Consider the following 18,680-nt stretch of genomic DNA (forward strand, 5'->3'; position numbering starts at 1 on the left):
GGCAGCCTCTACCGGGCGGCGAACTCGGCGGTGTACACATGCAGGTTGGCGAGAAAGGCAGTCGGAGAGGGGAAGGGCGGTGAGCGCTCCGGCGTCCCGCGCGAGCCGGGCCGCACGGGTGGTCGGCTCGTGACGGGCGTTCTCGTCCCACAGGGCGGTTCGGCGGCCGGGCGAGACCTACAGCCAGGAAGTTGAGAGCCACATGGTCACGACCGCAACGCAAAAGAGCACGAGGTTGAGAGCGATGCGGCGGTCTCCACGGCTCACGTGCACTCTGGTCGCACCGATCTGCAGGACGACGAACCCGATCGCCGCGGCAAGGGCCAGCCACCGCCGGATGCCGGTCACAGGAGGCAGGATCAGTCCGAGCGAGCCCAGGACTTCGACTGCCCCGAGGGCCCGGACGACCGGCATCGGCAGGCTGTCCACCCACGCCATCATCGGCCGAAGCTGCTCGCTGGTCCGGAGCAACTTGAGTCCGCCCGAGCAGAGGTAGAACATCGCGAGCAGGCCGGCGGTGATCCAATATGCGACGTGCATGGTTCAGGCTTCCGGCCTCGGGGCGAAGTCGGTCGCGGGTTCGGTGGCGTAGCGGCTCATGGTGGCGATGCTCGCCTGTGCGGTCAGCTGCTGCCCGCCGGAGATCATGTCCCGCAGATCCCGGAAGTACTGCACGTACAGGTCCGGAGTGAACGTGCTGAGCATGACGGCTGGTTCGTCGCCTGGATTGGCGAAGGTGTGCGGGGCGCCGGGCGGGACCATGACGAGCGTGCCTGCGGTCGCGTCGTAGCTCTGGTGGCCGACCGTGAACCGCACCATGCCGGAGAGAACGTAGAAGCCCTCGTCGTGCTGGGCATGACGGTGCTGCGGCGGTCCTGGAGTATGGGGGGCAAGGACGGACTCGGCGAATCCGATGCGGTGCCCGGTGTTGCTGCCGTCTTCGAGGATGCGCATCTGCGTGGTCCCCAGGACGATCGTCTCGCCTTCGCCCGGGCCGACCACGGACACGGCGGGATCGGCCTTCGCCTGCCCGGCCGTCGGTTGATCCTTCGGTTGATCCGTCATGTGATCCGTCATGTTCCGATTGAAGGACCCGGGCGACTGGACCGTCCAATACCGTCTGGATCGGCCCGATACCGCATGAGTATCGTTGCTGGCCATGGAGGTACGTACGCTGCGCTATTTCGTGGCTGTCGCTGAGGAACTCCACTTCGGCCGTGCTGCGGCCCGGCTTCACATGAGCCAGCCACCGCTGAGCCGGGCCGTCAAGCGGTTGGAGACCGACATCGGCGCCACCTTGCTGCACCGCTCCGCCGCAGGTGTCGCGCTCACCCCAGCCGGGGCGCTGCTACTCGACGAGGCACGTGTCCTGCTCGACCGGGTCGACAGCGTGCGGCTGCGCGTGGCCGCGGCAGCCGGACCCGCGACCCTCACCGTCGGCATCCTGAGCGACAGCGCCGATCCTGGGGCGACACGGCTGGCCGCCTCGTACCGCCGACGGTATCCAGGCGTCGAGGTCCACGTCCGTGAGACCGACCTGACCGATCCGACCTGCGGACTACGCGCCGGACTCGTCGACGTCGCCTTGACCCGGGGGCCGTTCGACGAGACAGGGCTGACGGTGCGAGAACTGCGCGCCGACCCGGTGGGAGCCGTGCTGCGCGCTGACGACCCACTGGCCGATCACGCTCGTCTGACACTGGCCGACCTGGCCGGCAGACGTTGGTTCCAGTTCCCGAAGAACACCGATCCGCTCTGGCAGACGTACTGGAACGGCGGAGAACCCCGCGAGGGCCCTGTCGTGCGCGGCGTCCAGGAGTGCTTGCAGGCTGTGCTCTGGAACGGAACCGTCGGTATCGCGCCGCTCGAACACAGCCCGGGCGAGGACTTGGCTGTGGTGCCCGTCATCGACATGGCGCCAAGTCGTGTCGTGACAGCTTGGAAAGAGGGCAACGCGAACCCGTTGATCACGTCGTTCGTCCGGATGGCGATCGCGGCCTACCGCGACTGAACCACTCCCCCGCCCCCTGTTCGAGAGCGACACCGGACGCCTGTGGCTACGGTCGTCTGGGCCTGGGTCAGTAGGCGGAGTTGACGTTGTCGATGGAGCCGTAGCGGTGGGCGGCGTAGTTGGCGGCTGCAGTGATGTTGGCGACGGGGTCGGTGACGCTGTGGGCGGTGCCGGTGACGTGGTAGGCGTTGAAGGTGGGGTCGATGACCTGGAGCAGGCCCTTGGAGGGGGTGCCCTTCTGCGCGTTGACGTCCCAGTTGTTCTGGGCGGCGGGGTTGCCGCCGGACTCGCGCATGATGTTGCGCTTGAGGCCCTCGTAGCTGCCCGGGATGCCCTTGGCCTTCATGATCTGCAGGGACTGCTTGATCCAGCCGTCGAGGTTGCTGCCGGAGCCGGTCCTGGTCTGGGCGGTGGTGGTGCGGCTGTATCCGGCGGTGGCCTTGACCGTGTGGGCGGTGGGTGCCTGCGTGGCCTCGGCGGCCTGTGCGGTGGCCGGCATCAGGGTGATGGCGGCGGCGGCGCAGCCGGTGGTGGCCAGGCCGGTGACGACGAGGGTGCGCAGGCGGGCGGTGCGAGTGGTCATGGTCATGCGTCAGTAACTTTCCGCTGGGGGACATCGTCGGCGCCGGCCCTGCTGGGGGCTGCGCGGGGGCCTGTAGGGGGCCCTGGTGCGTGAGCAGGAGTGGGTGGAGGTGGCCGGGGGTTCCGGCTGGTGTCCATCGCCTGGCTCCCGGCGACGACAGCAATGTTTAGCGACCGGCCGGGCGGGGCGCAATGATGTGACGTACTACCCCACATCGGAGAAATGCCCGTTATGGTCCGCTATGCGGCTTTCATGTCCTGTTCAGGGCGTTCCCGTCCTACGATCCCGGATCGGATGTGATGTGCCTCCTATGGGTCACATCACGCGATCAAGCCCCTCAAACCCGCTCGGACGTCCCTGATCGCCTCGACCCTGGCCGCGGACCCACTGAAGAAGGTCGCCGAACTCAGCAGCTCACCGGGCCGCCTCCAGCCCTACAGACCCTGACCGAACTCGCCGGGGCCGCCCCCAGACCTACGGCGAGCACGTGACGACCGCCGGACGCGGCTGACCAGAGAACGCCGGGAACGTCGCCGACGCGACAGGAAGCAAGCCGCCGCGAAGCCCATGCCAGAGCACACTCCGTAAACTCGGGGCCTCGTGCCGTCAGCAGGACCACCGACGTACTCATGAACCTCGACAGGCCGGCACGTCGGCACGTTGATATGTCGGCAGATCGGCACGTCGGGAGCGTGTGCGCCGCTGTCCGTCCTGACCACTGGCACCACCGCCGATCAAGCCGGGGCTACGGCCGGAGCACGATCTTGCCGTGGGTGTGTTGCCGTTCGAGCTCGCGGAACGCGTCCTGCACCTGGTCCAGCGGGTAGGTGCGGGCAATCGGGACCTCAAGTTCCCCGCGCGCGGCGAGACGGGCGAGTTGGCCGAGCACAACCGCGCACGCAGCCGAGCCTTCTCCATAGGTCCGCGCACCGACCTTGGCCGCGGCCCGCCAACCGCGGATCGTGTTGATCCGCTCAGGCCGCACGCCCAACTCCACTGCCAGCTCCACGTAGCCGTCGCCGTACGTGTCGATGAACGCGTCGACGTGCCCGCCGGCAGCCTGCCGAATCCGCTCGGCCATGCCATCTCCGTACTCGACCGGGATGACACCACGGCCCTTCAACCAGGCGTGGTTCCGCTCGCTTGCCAGTCCGATGACCGTGGCACCGTGCCGCCTCGCGAGCTGCACGGCCAGAGACCCGACGCCACCCGCCGCACCGGACACCACGACCGTGTCGGCCGGTCCGGGGTCCACCGCGAACACGGTGGCGTATGCGGTCGTGCCGGCCACGTACAACGACCCGGCCACAGCCCAGGGCAAACCCTCAGGACGGGAGACCACGTTCACGTCGTCGACCGCGACGAACTCCGCGTGGCTCGCTCTGTTGTGGGTGAAACCCAGAACCTCATCGCCCACTGCGAAGCCGCGCACCTCAGAGCCGGCCTCCACCACGACGCCGGCCAGATCGCTTCCCTGCCCGGAGGGGAACCTTGCCGGCCAGCGCGCGTGCAGCGAGCCGTCACGGATGTGCGCCTCGCCGGGCTGGATCCCGGCCGCGCGAACCTCGACCAGCACCTGCCCGGGGCCCGGCACCGGACGCTCGACCTCCTCCACCCGCAGCACATCGATGCCGCCGTACGCGTGGAACCGCACTGCCTTCATTGCGTGATCACCGCACTTCCTCGCTCAAGAAGCCCTGGACGGCCACGCCCCGGATGGCCACACATCGACCGTGCCGGCACATTCAACTACTCAGAAACAGAGCCATATTCCCAGACGCACCCGTCCACGGCGACGCCACGGTGCTGCCGACATGGCTATGCGAGGTGGATCAGGAGCGCGTCGAGTGCACCGGTCAGGGCCTGGGAGTTGACCTGGTCGAACCAGGTGGTCCGGATGCGTTCGTTGCTTCCGTTCGGGGTCTCGTGGTCTGCTGCGAGTTGGTGCAGGGAGCGGGTCTCGTCGCTCAGGGAGCGGCCCACGCCCTGGAAGAGGCTGCGGACGTAGCGGTCCGCGTCCTCGGGGGCGATGCCCTGGCCGGCGGCCCACGACGTGAGCGTGGCGAGATACGCGTAGTGGGTGGTCAGTGTCCCGGTCAGCGCGGAGAAGACGTTGAAGGCGGCCTCGTCCGCGACCGGGAGCACCCCGCCCAAGCGATCGAAGAAGGAGTTCACCTCGGGGTGCGAGGGGTACACCACTGTGACGGAGCGGCGTTCGCGGATGGCCGGCAGGGGGATGGCCCGTACCAGTGGGACGCCGGCGGCGAGTGTCCTGCGCAGGTCGTCGTTGCCGACGCCGGCCATCACGTTGACCACGATCTTGTCGTCGTCCACCCGCACTCCGGCCAGGGCATCGCGCCAGTCCTGGCGCCGTACGGCGATGATCACCAGCTCGGAGCGGTCCACCACCTCCTGGTTGTCGACGCATACCCGTACGCCCTCGTAGCGCTCGGACAGCTCCGCGGTCGCGCGGGCGCCCCGGGGGGAGAGGAAGACCTCTGTCGACTCGTCGCCTCCGTGACGCAGGCTCGTCACGATGGCCCGACCGATCTCTCCCACACCGATGATGCCGATGCGTTTCACTGTGCCTTCCTCCCTGGTGCGTGGTGCCATCGGAGTGCCTTCCCTCGAGTCATATCGAGTCATGCGGCGAGGACATCTCGCAAGGGCCCGACGAACTCCGCCCGCGCATGCCCGACTCCGGGTCTCATTGGTCGATCGTGCCGATGCCGTGGTCGCCGTATCGCGCCCCTTGAGCGCCAGTGGTGGGGACGGCAGCGTCGATGCGGCCGAGGTCGGTCGTGGTCAGCTGCAGGTCGAGGGTGGCCAGGTTGTCGCGCAGGTGCGGGCGGCACGAGCTGCCGGGGATGGGGATGACGTCGCTGCCGCGTGTGGGGAGCCAGGCCAGGGCGACCTGGGCGTTGACGTTCTTGGCCGCGGCGAGTTGCGTGAGGGCGTCGACGACGGCGGGGTTGGCCTTGAGGTTGTCGCCGGTGCAGCGGGGCGCGGCGGCGTGGAAATCGCCACTGTCGTACGAGGTGGTGGCGCGGACGGCTCCGGTGAGCAGGCCGCGGCCGAGGGGGCTGTAGGCGCTCAAGGTATGGGTGTACAAAGGACCTCCGTCACTTGGCCAGGGTCGCGCGAAGGAACGCGAGGATCTCCGCCTGGGCGGCTCCGGCCTGCGGTTCCACTCCCGGCAGGGTGAGGAATGCGTGCCTGGCGCCCGGGTATTCGGTCAGCCGCACGGACGTCCCGGCGGCCCGCAGCCGATCGGCGTAGCGGCGGCCGTGATCGGCGACCGCATCCTTGGTAGGCACCACGAGCAGCGTCGGAGCGAGCCCGCTCAGGTCGTCCGCGTAGAGCGGCGAGAATGCCCGGGCGTCCGTTCCCGTGGGGACGGCGAGCCGCTGCAGGAGTCGAAGTTGCGGCAGGGCGCGGGTCGGGCTGTAGGCGTACTCGGCGATCGAGGGGTAGTCGTACATCGTGTCGGTCACATCTACCGCGGGGTTGACCAACACCTGCGCCACCAGGCGCAGACCCTCCTCCCTGGCCCGGATCGCCGTCAGGGCGCTGACGAGTGCGCCGAAGCTCTCGCCGAAGACGGCCGTGCGCGCCGGGTCGATACCCCACTGGGCAGCGTGCTGCACCACGTGCCGCAGCACGTCCCAGCCGTCGTCGGCGGCGTTCGCGAGTGGACTGTCCGGGGCGATGAGGCGGTGTTCGACCGAGACGACGAGCGCGGGCAGTCGGACCGCGAGGTGACTGTTGGTCCAGTCGCACTGCACCGCCGTGCCCACGAAGCTGCCTCCGTGGACATGGACCACGAGTGGCAGGTCGGTTCGGGCGGCGTCGGCGTCACCCGTCGACGCCGGCCGGTACACCCGGACCGGGACGTCGCGCCCGGGCAGCGCGACCTTACGCCACTCGATCGCGGCGCCGGGGTCCGGCTCCCCGATGATCGCCCGCGCCTCGTCGGATGCCCGGAAGCGGTTCTCCGCTTCGCGATAGGCGATCAGTTCCGCGGTTGTCAACGCCTCGAAGTCCGGCTCCGGCGGGCGTGTCACAGCTGTGGTCCGGTTCATGTCTGCGTCTCCCCTTCTTCTCCCGGCCTTGCCTTCCGGCAGGCACGCGTCCTTAGTATGCACGCGCTGCGTGCAACAGCAAGTGCATGGATTAGACTGGGCCCGGACGAGAGGGGCGAAATGGCAGGCCGAAGGCGTTGGGAGACCGAGGAGATCCTGGACACGGCGGCGGAACTGCTGCGTACGAGCGACGCCGAGTCGTTCAGCGTGCGCAAGCTCGCGGCGGCGCTCGGGACCGACTCCTCCAGCCTCTACCGGCACTTCCGCAACAAGACCGAACTGCTTCGCGCGGTCGCCGACCGGATCCTGGCCGCCGCCATGGACGGCTACCGCCCCGAGGGCGACTGGAAGCAGCGCATCACTGCCACGGCCCTTCGCCTGCGCGAAGCCTTCGGCCAGCAGCCCCAACTCGCTACGGTCTGGGGACGCTACGCGTCCGGCGGCACCGGATCGCGGCTGGTCATGGAAGAGATCCTGCAGTCCCTGCGGGCCTCGGGCCTGTCCGATCAGGAGATCCCGCCGCGGTACCACCGGATCGTGGTCCTCCTCGCCGCGTTGATCGCCGCCGAGGCCGGCGTCAGCACCATCACCGCCGAAGAGTACGAACAGGGCATGGAGCAGTTCCGTGTCGCAGTGCTGGGCGCCGACCCCGAACGCTTTCCCGCCCTGGCCCACTACGCCCGCGGCATCCGCCCCCTCGGTGCAGACCGCCGCACCGCGTTCGAGGAGATCCTCGCCGCCCACCTCGCCCACATCGAGGCTGCGATCTGCCCGAGCTAGGCGACCTCCTGCCGGTCACCGGTCCGTGGGCGACCTGAGGGCGCTTTCGGTCAGCGTCAGATGCGATGGGTCCGTTGCCGCGGATGCGAGGTCGCACGAGGCCGTCGAGGCCTCGGCACGGCCACGTCCCAGGCGGATGAGGACCAGGCGGATGAGGACCAGGCCGCGCTCGCCCAACGCCCCTACGAAGCTCAACTGCTCGGCAGGGAGGCCGGTTTACCTCTTCCAATGGCTAGAATCATCGCGATACCAGGACCGACCGCAGGACGCGTCGCACCCACGGACAGGACCCGGACACTCGCTCAGGTGCACCGGCGCTTCGGTGAGGTCGACGCCGTCGGAACCTCGCCGCTGTACGAGCGCGTCGCCGTCGCCGTGCGCGAGTCCGACGAGGCGCTGCGCGCCATCGAGACGGCGCCTGCGCGCAAGCGGCACCCCCGTCTTCGATCGTGGGAGATCGGCCCATACCGATGCGGGCGATCCCCCAGGTCGTCGCCCGCATCGGCATCGACGTCGATCCGGTCGACGTGACCGCCGCGGACGACGCCCGATGGTTGCGCGCCTGCCTGTGGCCCGATCAGCCGGGGCGGGTCGCAAAGCTGGAAGCGGAGATGGCGTTGGTGGCGGCGGCGCCTCCGCTACTGCTGCACGGTGACGCCGACGAAGTGTTGCCCGACGCCTTCGCCCGTGTGCCCGCGGACGTCCTGCCTGTCGTCACCACGACATGGGCACTGTCGCGCTTCCCGCTCGAGGGCCGCCTGCGCTTCCTGCATCGCCTCGACGAAGCGGCGGCCGACCGGGCAGTGGCGTGGGTGTCAGCAGAAGGGGTCGGAGTCGCCCCGACGATAACGACACTGGGCGATCGCCGAGCCTCTGGCCACAGCATCATCGGTCTGGCGGTGTTCGACTGGTCGGCTCAGCGCGCCGAGGCCATTGGCCGCTGCTGGTCGCGGGGCCGCATGTTGGCGTGGCCGGCAGACTCCCGTTGACCGTGGCGCCGAATCGGCATCGGCATCGGCGGAACCATCCGCCCTACGGGCCGTCCATTTTGGTCCTGGTGGGAGCGAGGAGAGAGCGGTCCGGGAATGACGATCCGAGCAAGCCACAACGCCGGCTGACCGGTTGCGCAGGCTCGCACACCAGCTCACCTGGCGCGGGATCATCAACTGCGCCCCCGACTCTCGGGGCTCGACGACACCGAATGCCTCTGGGAGCCGGCGGAAGGCTGCTGGTCGCCACGCGCGTCCGGCCCGACGGCACAACCGCGCCGGACCGGCCATGCTGGGACGACGGAGCGACGTCCCCCGGGGCACGCTCGACGGCAGGTAGCCCTTCGCCGACGCGATCTTGCGCGTGACTCGAAAGGAGCCGCTTGCTCAGACGGCTGTCGGTGGCCTGGGTCAGTAGGCGGAGTTGACGTTGTCGATGGAGCCGTAGCGGTGGGCGGCGTAGTTGGCGGCTGCGGTGATGTTGGCGACGGGGTCGGTGACGCTGTGGGCGGTGCCGGTGACGTGGTAGGCGTTGAAGGTGGGGTCGATGACCTGGAGCAGGCCCTTGGAGGGGGTGCCCTTCTGCGCGTTGACGTCCCAGTTGTTCTGGGCGGCGGGGTTGCCGCCGGACTCGCGCATGATGTTGCGCTTGAGGCCCTCGTAGCTGCCCGGGATGCCCTTGGCCTTCATGATCTGCAGGGACTGCTTGATCCAGCCGTCGAGGTTGCTGCCGGAGCCGGTCCTGGTCTGGGCGGTGGTGGTGCGGCTGTATCCGGCGGTGGCCTTGACCGTGTGGGCGGTGGGTGCCTGCGTGGCCTCGGCGGCCTGTGCGGTGGCCGGCATCAGGGTGATGGCGGCGGCGGCGCAGCCGGTGGTGGCCAGGCCGGTGACGACGAGGGTGCGCAGGCGGGCGGTGCGAGTGGTCATGGTCATGCGTCAGTAACTTTCCGCTGGGGGACATCGTCGGCGCCGGCCCTGCTGGGGGCTGCGCGGGGGCCTGTAGGGGGCCCTGGTGCGTGAGCAGGAGTGGGTGGAGGTGGCCGGGGGTTCCGGCTGGTGTCCATCGCCTGGCTCCCGGCGACGACAGCAATGTTTAGCGACCGGCCGGGCGGGGCGCAATGATGTGACGTACTACCCCACATCGGAGAAATGCCCGTTATGGTCCGCTATGCGGCTTTCACGTCCTGTTCAGGGCGTTCCCGTCCTACGATCCCGGATCGGATGTGATCTGCCTCCTATGGGTCACATCACGCGATCAAGCCCCTCAGGGGCGGCAAACACCACCCGACCGAGACCAGATTCCGGACCCCCACCCAAGCCGGGCGTCGCCCGCCCCGACCCGCGCCCAGGCCACCAACGAGCACACGAGGACGAAGCCCGCAGAAGCCCGGAGAAGCGGACGGGTGCAGTGGAAGACCGCCGAAATGGCGCTTGCCCCGATGGGGTCAGCGGGTGAGGGAGACAGCGAAGGGCTGGAACCGCGCCGGCGCAGGATGTGGGGTACGACCAGGATCATGGCCTCGGTGGCGCGTGCTGTGGTGATGTCGCCGAGGTCCTCGATCCACGCGGGCTGCCAGCCCAGGTCACCGAGCCGCGTCGTCGCCGCCGGACCGACCGCCGCGTTCACCCTGCAACTAGCCCTCGACACCGACCTGGTCCTCACCCTTCCCGACGCGGTCACCCGCACGATGCGGGAACAGCTCGGCCTCATCACCTTGCCGCTGCCCCTCGAGATGCCCGACGTCCCGCTGTACCTGCTGTGGCACCAGCGCTACGACGAGGACCGCGCCCACACCTGGCTGCGCGACCTGGCCACCGAAACCGTCCAGCAACTGTTCGCACCACCGGCCGCTGTCTGACGGGTCCCCGTCCCCCGGACCGCGCAGTGACGACACCCGGCACGCCCAAGGCCGAAAACCCCTGCGCCACCCACGAGTTGTTCCCGTTTCCGAACCGCGCTCCGCCCCTGAGACACACCACACGAAGACGGGCCCAAGCCGGGCCCGGGCCGTAGGTAGTACGGCGCGAGCACGCGGCAGCCGCGCAGCCGGTGGTGGCCAAGCCGGTCACAGGACGTCAACCCCGCGGACCAGCACATCGGCCCACGACGGCTGCCCGCCCGAACAGCCCGACACCACGACGCGCACCACCCGGCCGACCGAGACCAATGCAAGGACCCCAACCCGTCGGCACGACTCTCCGCCCCACGCCGGAATCGACGGCACGTCGCGTGCACAGCCGCACCCCGCTACGACGACAAATCCCCCGGCCCCACCCGCCACCAGCCGAAACAACCCGCCCGGCACTGACAACAACTGACACAGCACCACCCGAAATCAACACCGCCACACACACCGGCCAGCGGGACCAAGCCCCCCCCCGAGGAGCCACACGACCTGGACGCCAACAGCACGTCGCCATCGACGGATTGGCCAGACAACCCCGCTGCCCCTCCCAGCCCATCCGCCGAGCCCCAGTGATGCCCACGGGTCGGGCCGCACACCACCGCACAGATTCATCGGCGCCCGGCCCCCTAACACGGCTCATCCCATGGCGATCGCAACAACACGCCGCTGGTGAGGGGTGACCGGGCGTCAGCAGATCATCCGGACAGCCTAATGGTCCGTCAATATGCCTATTCTATGGGCCATTTGACAATCCGACGGAGCGTCAAACAGGGGTGGATATACCCCGATCGGCGTCCTGGCGCCAGTATGCCGATATGACTGATATGACAGCTGTGGGTACGTTTGATCGCAGCCGGCTGACGGGCCGGCATCTCGGAGAGCGCGAGACAGGAGAGCGATATGAAGGTCGCCCGTTCCACCATGGTCACCGCCGCTGTTTCGGCCGCCGCAACCCTGGCCGCGACCTGTATCACCTACGCTGCGGCCGTCCCCACCGCTGCACCGGAGGTGGCTCCACCTGCTGCCGCCCCCTTCGGTGGCGACTCCGGTCAAGGCAAGGGCAACGAAGGCCGGGGCAACGAGGACAGAGGCGACGAGGGCCGAGGGCACGAGGGCCGGCGTCATGAGGAGGAAGGCCGGATCCTGGTCAACGAGCGGTCGTACTCCTCCCACCCCGGCGACTGCATCACCGTCGTCAGCGGCCTCGGCGCCAAGACCCTGAACATCCGCAACGAAAGCCACGCGAAGGTCGAGGTCTTCCGCGGGGCGGTCTGCGACGACGGCGCCCCCATCGCCACCGTCGGCCCCTACAGCTCCAGCTTCGGAGTCGAAACCCCCCACGTCGACGGCATTTACATCGAAAACGGCATCATCGCGAGCTTTCGCGCGATCCGGCACCACGAGGACGACTGAGCCGAAACGACGACACGATCTGGAGCCCCGGCCCGCCGGAATCGGGCCGGGGACTCCATTTCCACCCCTTGACCGACAACCCACGCAGCAAACACGCCCCAGCCCCGGACACCAGACGCCACACCCCCGGAGTCCGGAATCGGTGCCCCACGAAGAGCTGGGCGTGGTGCAGATCCTGGATTCAGGCGATGCCTGGCGGGTTGGCCCCCACAGCACTACCGCCCACTCCGGCACCTCAGTCGGCTCGGCCGAGGCGGCCGTCCCGGCCGCCATCCTCACCTACAGCCGCGACACCGAACCCGGAGCGGGATGCCCTGCCGAACGCCCCCCGGGTCAACCTGACGATGTGTTGCTGTGCGCAGGTGCGGAAGGCGAGCTTCGGCTCCTTCCGCAGCACATCATGTGCACCCCCGCCACTGTCGGTGGCCTGGGTCAGTAGGCGGAGTTGACGTTGTCGATGGAGCCGTAGCGGTGGGCGGCGTAGTTGGCGGCTGCAGTGATGTTGGCGACGGGGTCGGTGACGCTGTGGGCGGTGCCGGTGACGTGGTAGGCGTTGAAGGTGGGGTCGATGACCTGGAGCAGGCCCTTGGAGGGGGTGCCCTTCTGCGCGTTGACGTCCCAGTTGTTCTGGGCGGCGGGGTTGCCGCCGGACTCGCGCATGATGTTGCGCTTGAGGCCCTCGTAGCTGCCCGGGATGCCCTTGGCCTTCATGATCTGCAGGGACTGCTTGATCCAGCCGTCGAGGTTGCTGCCGGAGCCGGTCCTGGTCTGGGCGGTGGTGGTGCGGCTGTATCCGGCGGTGGCCTTGACCGTGTGGGCGGTGGGTGCCTGCGTGGCCTCGGCGGCCTGTGCGGTGGCCGGCATCAGGGTGATGGCGGCGGCGGCGCAGCCGGTGGTGGCCAGGCCGGTGACGACGAGGGTGCGCAGGCGGGCGGTGCGAGTGGTCATGGTCATGCGTCAGTAACTTTCCGCTGGGGGACATCGTCGGCGCCGGCCCTGCTGGGGGCTGCGCGGGGGCCTGTAGGGGGCCCTGGTGCGTGAGCAGGAGTGGGTGGAGGTGGCCGGGGGTTCCGGCTGGTGTCCATCGCCTGGCTCCCGGCGACGACAGCAATGTTTAGCGACCGGCCGGGCGGGGCGCAATGATGTGACGTACTACCCCACATCGGAGAAATGCCCGTTATGGTCGGCTATGCGGCTTTCGTGTCCTGTTCAGGGCGTTCCCGTCCTACGATCCCGGATCGGATGTGATGTGCCTCCTATGGGTCACATCACGCGATCAAGCCCCTCAGGGGCGGCAACCACCACCCGACCGAGACCAGAAGGACAGCCGTGGGCCGCACGGACTACGAGGTACGGGACTGTGGTGTAAGGACGATCCGCGCAAAGACTTCGCCCGTGTCCATCTTCCGGTGAGCCACGGCGGCCCGGTCCAGCGGGAGCGGCTCATGAACCACCGTCCGGATCTCCCCTCGTGTGGCGGCGGCGAACTGCTCGGTCCGCACGGCGCGACGGTCGGTCACGGTGATGCCGGCGGCGCTGAAGGTGGAGAAGGAGAGCGACGTGTGGAACTCCGCCATCATCCGCATGCCGGAGTCCGCCGGAGGCCGGCCCGCGACAGCTCCCACGACCACCATGCGGCCGTTGGGATTGAGCCGGTCGAAGAACGAGGGCATGTCCGGGCCTGCTGCCACGTCGATGATGACGTCGTCGCCCGTCGGAGCGTCCTCGCCGTCGCCCGAGCGGTCCAGCACATGGGTGGCTCCGAGCGTGCGCAACCGCCGGCCGCGCTCGGTCGAGGAGGTCGTGACCGCCACCGCGGCGGCACCGCCCCGGGCCGCGAGCTGCACCGTCGTGATCCCGATGCTGCCGGCCGCTCCCCGTACCAGGACGGTCTCTCCAGACGTGAAAGAGGCGCGGGAGAGCCCGAAGTGGGCGACCACTCCGGAGCTGCCGAGGGTTACGGCGTCGACGGCGGACAGGCCCGCGGGGAGGGGAACGATCTCTTGGACCGGTATGGCGGCCGGTTCGGCGTATCCCCCGCCGGTGCCGGTGAAGCCCCGCACCCGACGGCCGATCCATGCGGAGTCGACGCCGTCGCCGGCCGTGGCGACAGTGCCCGCCACGTCACCGCCCAGGATGTGCCCTTCCTTGAACCCGTAGGCGGCCAGGGCGCTTGAGATACAGCAGCCGCAGCAGCGTCTCCACCGGCACCGACGGCCGCCCCAGCCGCTCGGCGAACACCGCCCGCCAGGGAGCGATGAATCGCTCGTCGTCCAAGAACGCATCCACCCGAGCCAACTCGGCGGGTAACTGCCGCGCGTGCTCCGGCCGTACCTCCCACCAGGTGTCCTCTACTCCCGCGACACGCAACATCGCCCCACCCCCGGCCACCAAGACCTGCACCCACTGTGACGGCCATATCCCGGCCCCCACCAGCTCTCCCCAAGGGACACCCCACAGCCACCCCGGACTTCTTCAGGGGCAAGTAGCCAGGCCTGCCCGGCGAGGGGATGCCTTCATGTCTCGGCGCGGCGGAACTTACGGTTTGTGGGTTACCCAGAGCAGTTCCGCCGGCCAGCGGTATGCCCAGTCAGGCGGGTCGGTTTCGTTGTAGCCGTTGGCTGTTCCGAGTTCGGGCCGCGGCTCGATGAGGTCGTCGATGACGAGGCCTGCGCCGCGTAGGACCTTGACCCAGTCGCCGTAGGTGAGCTGATAGCTGGTCGCGCCCTGGTCTTCGGCGATGGTGTCCAGCCCGAAGTAGTCCTGCTGCAGCGTCGTGGTCACGCGGCTGGCGGCTTCGTCGTAGCAGGCTTCGAACCATGGGCTGGCGACGTTGAACACCAGGCGCCCACCCCGGCGCAGGATGCGTGCCGCCTGCGGGACGGCCAGGTGCGGGGGCGCCCAGCTGAGCCCGCCGTAGTCGCAGAACACCAGGTCGAAGCTGTCGGCGGCGAACGGGAGGTGTTCGGCGGCGCCTTGCACCAGCGGGTAGCGGGCCGCTCCCATCGCGCGAGCTGCCGCGGCGAGCTGGGCTTCGGACAGGTCGAGCCCGACCACGGTGGCGCCCTCAGCGGCGAGCGCCCTGGACCACTGGCCGGCGCCGCAGCCGAGTTCGAGGACGCGCTTGCCGGCGACGTCGCCGAGGGCGTGCAGGTGCGCGTCGGGGATGGAGTACATGCCCCACAGCCGGGGTGTGGCCCCGATTTGCGGGTCGTGCTCGTGCTGGTAGGCGCTGCTGATCTGGTTCCAGAGCCGCCGGTTGGCGGGGATGCTGTCCACGTGCCGACTCCAGCACTGGCCGCCGGGGGCGGTCAACACGATTAGGGGCCGGCCCTCGCCTCGGTCCGGCCCTGGCTCGGCCCATGATCCGCCGGACGAGCCCTACTCCGCCTCGCTCGCGATGAATGAACGTGTGGATCTCGGCGGCGAGGTTGCGCATGTCCTCGCCTGCCGCGTGCACCGTTGGTCACGAAGTGCCATTGCTCGGATGGCGCCCGGTCGTGGATGCCCCAGGCCAGCTGGACGTGGCCGTCGGGGCGGTGCTGGGCTGAGAGGGTCAGGTCGTAACGGAGGGAGTGCCAGGTACGTGCCCCTTCCCGGCCTCGGGAGTCATCGGCGAGTGAGGCGAGGAAAGCATCGAGGCCGTCGCCGTCCCAGGTCTGCACCGAGGTCTCGATCGTTCCCCATGGCCCGCGGGCGTTGATGCAGAAGTCGAGCGTTGGTTCATCCTCGAGCGGTCGTGTCGGCTCCGGCAGGAGCGGGAGGCGAGTCCAGGGGTCCCCATCCGGACCGCAGCGGTGCCGGAATGGTCGTAGTCGATCACTCGGACAGGTGAGGAGACCGGACCGGTCGGTCCGGCGGCGCTGCCGGGCGGGCCAGCCGTGGGGGTGGCCGCCTGGGCAGCGATCGTCCGCCATGACCGTAGATCTTGAAGGCGACTTCGGTCCGGACATGCGCGGGAGATCGCAGCGCCGCTGATCCCACCGCTCCGGCCCCGTCGACAGGGTGGAGGGGCGGCACCAGTGGCGGAGCACACGATGTGCAGCCTGCCGTGCGGTCGGTGCGAGCGATCGCGATTCGTGAACGCGGCTCGCGCGAAGTGCGAAATCCGGGGCCGCGCCCACACCTTGATCTCAGGAGTTGCCCATGCCCGTTCGTGGACACACAGGAGATCCCCGCGGGCACCGTCCAGGTGGATCGGCAGGCCTTACCACGAGCACAACATCATCGGTGTCTTCACCGTCCGCCACGAAAACGGCGGCAACAAAGGGGAATCCGGGGCCCTTTCCCAACGGACCCCGGTTCCCACCCGTCACAGATTTCCCCTTCTGTTACGCCGTCACCGCACGGCCCATGGGCCAGGAGCAGCCGCTGCGCTCACCAATAGTGACGTCGGCCGGCCACAGCGTGACCCATGGATCCCATGAGCCACAGGACGACGCCGACCACGGCCAGGATGATGCCGATGGTCCACAGGATCCCTATTCCCGTGAGGAAACCGATGACCAGCAAAATGATGCCGAGGGCGATCATGATGTGCCTCCTGCAGTTCGCAGCGTCCTTGACCCCGGGTTCCCCGAATCAACGACCTCATCCATCAGCAGCGACAAAGTCGGAGGACGGATCGTGAGTGACGCCGGACGCTCGCGGCCCACGCTGCCGTGCCTGTGTGGACCGGCACTTGGCCGGGATAGATTGTCGGCGACGGCACCCGGTGGTCGGCAGGCGTGGCACAAGCCCCTCGTCCTGGGCTTGAGCCCGGGCATCGCGAACGACGTGTGCCGGGGCCGGGCTTCGGGAGAGCACCCTCGGGCACACCAGTGCCACAGTGCCACGGCCCGTTGCATCGGGGCCGACGGCCGGACCGAGAGGGAGCGCCCAGCGTGGACCAGGACATCACACCCTTCCCTTCTGCGGCCCGGGGTGCCCTCGTACCGCGGCTGCTGCCGGCACACCCGCGGGCCGCCGTGCTACTGCTGCACGGCGGATGCGAGACAAGCCTTCGTCCCTCGCGTCCATGGCACCTCGCGGCGCTGCGCATGGCGCCCTTCCACCGGGCAATCGCGGCCGCGCGGCCGCACGGCGGTGTCCTGCTCGCCCAAGTGCGCTACCGAGTGCGCGGCTGGAACGGCACCCGGGCCGACCCGGTCGCGGACACCTACGAGGCGCTTCGACGGCTCTCCGCGCTGGCAGGTCCTGTGCCCACGGTCCTCGTCGGACACTCCATGGGGGCAAGGGCCGCACTGCGCGCCGCGGGCCACCCTCAGGTGTACGCAGTGCTCGGCCTGGCACCCTGGTGGCCGACGGGCGAGCCGGTGCAGCAGATGACGGGTCGCCATATCGTTGCCCTGCACGGCGAACGCGACCGCGTCACCTCACCCGGCGACTCGGCCGACTACGTGAGCCGGGCGCAGGGCACGGCGGCCCGGGCGGCGATGGCCGTCATCCGTCACGGCGACCACGCAATGCTCCGCCGCCACGGCTTCTGGCACCGCATCGCCGCGGACGTCGTCGCTCATCTCCTCGACCCCGAGAGCCGCCAGGACCCCTTGCCCGCGCAGTGCTACGCGGCAGGGGGCTTCCCGTTGCTCTGACCGCCGGCGCCCACGTTGCCGAGTCCGGTGTTCCGGCATGCCGTGGTGGGCCACCGGAGTCGGTCGGACGACGAAGCCCGCGGCGACGACGGGTGCGCAACGCCGCGCACCACGCCATGACTGCTGCCGGGCCCGGAGGGCCTGAGCCTGCGCCTGCGCCTGCGCCTGCGCCTGCGGGGCGGGGTGAACGGTGATGCACCCTTTGTAACCACCGGGAACGAGCCGACCGGGAGATCCCGGGACGGCACGCCCGCGGGCAGCCGACGCGGCACCACCCGCCGCTTGCAGGACGGCCACCACCCGCCTGCCTGACCACGCGCCGAGGTGTGGGGCGGTTCTCGTAATGGGAAGATCAGTGCGTGAGCGGTATCCAGATGCGAACGCCGGTCGCGGTCGACGGCCGCTTCGGCGCAGCCGCTGAACACCCCGGGCTCAGCGATCCGGGCTACCTGCTCCGACGCCGCGCGATCGCCACGCTCGCCCGTGGTCACCGGGTCGGCGATCCGTCACCGACGATCGACTACAGCGACCGGGAGGAGCGGACCTGGCGCACCGTCCACCGGGCGCTGCGCGGCGCCCAGGACGACCATGCCTGCCGTGCCGCCCTCAACGCCCGCGACGAGGCCCCGATCCCCACGGACCACATCCCGCAGCACGCCGAGGTCGGCCCCCACCTGCGGCGACTGACGGGCTTCGACTTCACCCTCGCGGGCGGAGTGGTCGCGAACAAACGGTTCCTCGGCTCGATGGGCGCCGGCTACTTCCACGCCGTCCAGTTCGTCCGCCACCCGGCCGTTCCGCTCTTCACCCCCGAGCCCGACATCATCCACGACGTCTTCGGGCACGGGATCCACCTGGCCTCGCCCGCCTTCGCCGACATCTACCGCCTGATCGGACAGGCAGCCGACCGCATCGAGCGCCCGGACGTCCTGCAGATGATCAGCGACGTGTACTGGTTCACCCTGGAGTACGGGGTCCTCGACGAGAACGGAACCCCCAAGGCGTACGGTGCGGCTCTGCTCTCCTCCTACGGAGAAATCCGCCAGCTCCACGCGTCCCGCATCCGACGCCTCGACATCGACACCATGCTCGCCACCCCGTACGACGTCGGCGGCTACCAGCCGGTCCTCTTCAGCGCCCGCAGCCTGGGGGAAGTCGCAGACACCCTCGCCGATTTCCTCGAAAAGCTCGACGACGACAGCGCACCCCACGCAAGCAGGCCGTAAACGCCGCTCGATACGCCAGGTAGGCGTACCTCCGGTTGGTCACGGCGCACCGGCCCGTGGCAGAGCAGGTAGAGGTGCTCGGGTACCAGCTCGCG

18 protein-coding genes and 3 pseudogenes are annotated in these 18,680 nt (G+C 69.3%); 7 read left to right on the forward strand and 14 right to left on the reverse strand.

Annotation, left to right across the window (positions count from 1 at the left end; genetic code table 11):
- Nucleotides 1–177: 177 nt before the first annotated feature.
- Both GQF42_RS03590 and GQF42_RS03595 read right to left on the reverse strand, forming a co-directional pair.
- On the reverse strand, nt 178–540 hold the full coding sequence (locus tag GQF42_RS03590; RefSeq protein ID WP_158917541.1) for a DoxX family protein: 363 nt from the start codon (nt 538–540) through the stop codon (nt 178–180).
- 3 nt (nt 541–543) lie between these two features.
- Nucleotides 544–1,065 carry a cupin domain-containing protein gene (locus GQF42_RS03595; protein ID WP_199272559.1) on the reverse strand — a complete coding sequence of 174 codons (522 nt, stop codon included), beginning with the start codon at nt 1,063–1,065 and terminating at the stop codon, nt 544–546.
- Between the two features lie 94 nt (nt 1,066–1,159).
- On the opposite strand from GQF42_RS03595, the gene GQF42_RS03600 reads away from it, so the two are divergent.
- Complete coding sequence (locus tag GQF42_RS03600) at nt 1,160–2,011, forward strand: LysR family transcriptional regulator (RefSeq protein WP_158917545.1); 852 nt, start codon at nt 1,160–1,162, stop codon at nt 2,009–2,011.
- Between the two features lie 67 nt (nt 2,012–2,078).
- Here the strand turns inward: GQF42_RS03600 and GQF42_RS03605 are convergent, their stop codons facing one another.
- The 5 genes from GQF42_RS03605 to GQF42_RS03625 form a co-directional block, all read right to left on the reverse strand.
- A complete protein-coding gene (locus GQF42_RS03605) occupies nt 2,079–2,600 on the reverse strand; it encodes a transglycosylase SLT domain-containing protein (RefSeq protein ID WP_158917547.1) in 522 nt (173 codons plus the stop codon).
- Between the two features lie 739 nt (nt 2,601–3,339).
- Nucleotides 3,340–4,257 carry an NADP-dependent oxidoreductase gene (locus tag GQF42_RS03610; RefSeq protein ID WP_158917549.1) on the reverse strand — a complete coding sequence of 306 codons (918 nt, stop codon included), beginning with the start codon at nt 4,255–4,257 and terminating at the stop codon, nt 3,340–3,342.
- 155 nt (nt 4,258–4,412) lie between these two features.
- Nucleotides 4,413–5,177 carry an NAD(P)-binding domain-containing protein gene (locus GQF42_RS03615; RefSeq protein WP_158917551.1) on the reverse strand — a complete coding sequence of 255 codons (765 nt, stop codon included), beginning with the start codon at nt 5,175–5,177 and terminating at the stop codon, nt 4,413–4,415.
- A gap of 124 nt (nt 5,178–5,301) precedes the next feature.
- The gene (locus tag GQF42_RS03620) at nt 5,302–5,691 is read right to left on the reverse strand and encodes an aldo/keto reductase (RefSeq protein ID WP_233273216.1); all 390 of its coding nucleotides are present in this window, start codon (nt 5,689–5,691) and stop codon (nt 5,302–5,304) included.
- A 25-nt stretch (nt 5,692–5,716) separates the two neighbouring features.
- Entirely contained in the window at nt 5,717–6,676 is a 960-nt protein-coding gene (locus GQF42_RS03625; protein ID WP_158917555.1) for an alpha/beta hydrolase, read from the reverse strand.
- Nucleotides 6,677–6,796: 120 nt separating this feature from the next.
- Here GQF42_RS03625 and GQF42_RS03630 point away from each other — a divergent pair, with 120 nt between their 5' ends.
- Together GQF42_RS03630 and GQF42_RS03635 are read left to right on the forward strand one after the other, a co-directional pair.
- Nucleotides 6,797–7,456 (forward strand): TetR/AcrR family transcriptional regulator, encoded by a 660-nt coding sequence (locus tag GQF42_RS03630; RefSeq protein ID WP_158917557.1) that lies wholly within the window; start codon nt 6,797–6,799, stop codon nt 7,454–7,456.
- 449 nt (nt 7,457–7,905) lie between these two features.
- A complete protein-coding gene (locus tag GQF42_RS03635) occupies nt 7,906–8,445 on the forward strand; it encodes a DUF2332 family protein (protein ID WP_267906121.1) in 540 nt (179 codons plus the stop codon).
- A gap of 411 nt (nt 8,446–8,856) precedes the next feature.
- Here the strand turns inward: GQF42_RS03635 and GQF42_RS03640 are convergent, their stop codons facing one another.
- Entirely contained in the window at nt 8,857–9,378 is a 522-nt protein-coding gene (locus tag GQF42_RS03640) for a transglycosylase SLT domain-containing protein (RefSeq protein WP_158917547.1), read from the reverse strand.
- A gap of 659 nt (nt 9,379–10,037) precedes the next feature.
- On the opposite strand from GQF42_RS03640, the pseudogene GQF42_RS03645 reads away from it, so the two are divergent.
- Both GQF42_RS03645 and GQF42_RS03650 read left to right on the forward strand, forming a co-directional pair.
- A pseudogene (locus GQF42_RS03645) lies at nt 10,038–10,304 on the forward strand (LysR family transcriptional regulator); the annotation flags it as partial.
- 969 nt (nt 10,305–11,273) lie between these two features.
- On the forward strand, nt 11,274–11,765 hold the full coding sequence (locus GQF42_RS03650; protein WP_233273217.1) for a hypothetical protein: 492 nt from the start codon (nt 11,274–11,276) through the stop codon (nt 11,763–11,765).
- A gap of 432 nt (nt 11,766–12,197) precedes the next feature.
- Here the strand turns inward: GQF42_RS03650 and GQF42_RS03655 are convergent, their stop codons facing one another.
- The 6 genes and pseudogenes from GQF42_RS03655 to GQF42_RS44760 form a co-directional block, all read right to left on the reverse strand.
- Nucleotides 12,198–12,719 (reverse strand): transglycosylase SLT domain-containing protein, encoded by a 522-nt coding sequence (locus GQF42_RS03655; protein WP_158917547.1) that lies wholly within the window; start codon nt 12,717–12,719, stop codon nt 12,198–12,200.
- A 389-nt stretch (nt 12,720–13,108) separates the two neighbouring features.
- A pseudogene (locus tag GQF42_RS03660) lies at nt 13,109–13,936 on the reverse strand (zinc-binding dehydrogenase); the annotation flags it as partial.
- Nucleotides 13,928–14,138, reverse strand: a pseudogene (locus GQF42_RS44755) (ISNCY family transposase); the annotation flags it as partial. The pseudogenes GQF42_RS44755 and GQF42_RS03660, both read right to left, overlap by 9 nt.
- Before the next feature lie 165 nt (nt 14,139–14,303).
- Complete coding sequence (locus GQF42_RS03665) at nt 14,304–15,044, reverse strand: class I SAM-dependent methyltransferase (RefSeq protein WP_158917563.1); 741 nt, start codon at nt 15,042–15,044, stop codon at nt 14,304–14,306.
- Nucleotides 15,045–15,085: 41 nt separating this feature from the next.
- The gene (locus GQF42_RS45580; protein ID WP_325100292.1) at nt 15,086–15,718 is read right to left on the reverse strand and encodes a DUF6228 family protein; all 633 of its coding nucleotides are present in this window, start codon (nt 15,716–15,718) and stop codon (nt 15,086–15,088) included.
- A 424-nt stretch (nt 15,719–16,142) separates the two neighbouring features.
- The gene (locus GQF42_RS44760) at nt 16,143–16,298 is read right to left on the reverse strand and encodes a DUF6131 family protein (RefSeq protein WP_199272563.1); all 156 of its coding nucleotides are present in this window, start codon (nt 16,296–16,298) and stop codon (nt 16,143–16,145) included.
- 350 nt (nt 16,299–16,648) lie between these two features.
- Here GQF42_RS44760 and GQF42_RS03670 point away from each other — a divergent pair, with 350 nt between their 5' ends.
- Complete coding sequence (locus GQF42_RS03670; RefSeq protein ID WP_158917565.1) at nt 16,649–17,359, forward strand: alpha/beta fold hydrolase; 711 nt, start codon at nt 16,649–16,651, stop codon at nt 17,357–17,359.
- Between the two features lie 359 nt (nt 17,360–17,718).
- Nucleotides 17,719–18,585 (forward strand): phenylalanine 4-monooxygenase, encoded by an 867-nt coding sequence (locus GQF42_RS03675; RefSeq protein ID WP_158917567.1) that lies wholly within the window; start codon nt 17,719–17,721, stop codon nt 18,583–18,585.
- Nucleotides 18,586–18,680: the final 95 nt, after the last annotated feature.

The sequence above is a fragment of the Streptomyces broussonetiae genome, assembly GCF_009796285.1.
GTDB classification, from domain to species: Bacteria; Actinomycetota; Actinomycetes; order Streptomycetales; family Streptomycetaceae; genus Streptomyces; species Streptomyces broussonetiae.

Bases quoted from the DNA above. Each gene is read 5' to 3' on its own strand.
- GQF42_RS03590 (WP_158917541.1), bottom strand. From the start codon at position 540: ATGCACGTCGCATATTGGATCACCGCCGGCCTGCTCGCGATGTTCTAC.
- GQF42_RS45580 (WP_325100292.1), bottom strand. From the start codon at position 15,718: ATGTCCGGACCGAAGTCGCCTTCAAGATCTACGGTCATGGCGGACGAT.
- GQF42_RS03630 (WP_158917557.1), top strand. From the start codon at position 6,797: ATGGCAGGCCGAAGGCGTTGGGAGACCGAGGAGATCCTGGACACGGCG.
- GQF42_RS03605 (WP_158917547.1), bottom strand. From the start codon at position 2,600: ATGACCATGACCACTCGCACCGCCCGCCTGCGCACCCTCGTCGTCACC.
- GQF42_RS03595 (WP_199272559.1), bottom strand. From the start codon at position 1,065: ATGACGGATCAACCGAAGGATCAACCGACGGCCGGGCAGGCGAAGGCC.
- GQF42_RS03655 (WP_158917547.1), bottom strand. From the start codon at position 12,719: ATGACCATGACCACTCGCACCGCCCGCCTGCGCACCCTCGTCGTCACC.
- GQF42_RS03640 (WP_158917547.1), bottom strand. From the start codon at position 9,378: ATGACCATGACCACTCGCACCGCCCGCCTGCGCACCCTCGTCGTCACC.
- GQF42_RS03600 (WP_158917545.1), top strand. From the start codon at position 1,160: ATGGAGGTACGTACGCTGCGCTATTTCGTGGCTGTCGCTGAGGAACTC.
- GQF42_RS03610 (WP_158917549.1), bottom strand. From the start codon at position 4,257: ATGAAGGCAGTGCGGTTCCACGCGTACGGCGGCATCGATGTGCTGCGG.
- GQF42_RS03625 (WP_158917555.1), bottom strand. From the start codon at position 6,676: ATGAACCGGACCACAGCTGTGACACGCCCGCCGGAGCCGGACTTCGAG.
- GQF42_RS03650 (WP_233273217.1), top strand. From the start codon at position 11,274: ATGGTCACCGCCGCTGTTTCGGCCGCCGCAACCCTGGCCGCGACCTGT.
- GQF42_RS44760 (WP_199272563.1), bottom strand. From the start codon at position 16,298: ATGATCGCCCTCGGCATCATTTTGCTGGTCATCGGTTTCCTCACGGGA.